Origin of the sequence: Megasphaera jansseni (assembly GCF_047974155.1) — a bacterium.
Taxonomy (GTDB): domain Bacteria; phylum Bacillota; class Negativicutes; order Veillonellales; family Megasphaeraceae; genus Megasphaera.
This window is the reverse complement of the sequence record NZ_JBHYRR010000079.1, coordinates 1-420: the sequence shown is the minus strand read 5'-3', so window position 1 is coordinate 420 and position 420 is coordinate 1. Positions and strand designations below refer to the sequence as shown.

General features: G+C 52.4%; 1 protein-coding gene. It reads right to left on the bottom strand.

Annotated features, from left to right (window positions below; translation table 11 throughout):
* The coding region (locus tag ACE418_RS13475) for an IS66 family transposase (RefSeq protein WP_416451083.1) at positions 1-420 on the bottom strand (420 nt) is incomplete at both ends.

Sequence of the window (420 nt, the reverse complement as noted above, 5' to 3'; positions counted from 1 at the left end):
GTCTTTGAGGTAACAGGTCAGCCCGTCACGGTTCGACAGGAGATAATTCATGGCCGTTGCCAGCGGCGATTTGGGCAACAGTTTGTCGACATTGTTTTCTGCCCACGCGAAGAGCGCCTTCAGGATAGGCATTTCTTCCCCGAGGCGTCGTTTATACCGTTCTTCCGGTGAAAGCGATTTATATTCTTTTTCCTTGTCGAATAACTGGCTGATCTGGTCGATCCCCGCTTTGACTAAGGTATTTTCGAGTCCATCCGTTTCTTTAGCATAAGCCGGAGCGGCATCGACGAACTTCCGTCGGGCATGCGCCCAGCACAGGCAATGCCCCTCTGTCTTGATGGAACGGTAGCCGACATAGTCGTCCGTCAGCAGGTAACCAGAGAAACCTTCCAGGAAATTTTCTGCACAATGGGCGCTGCG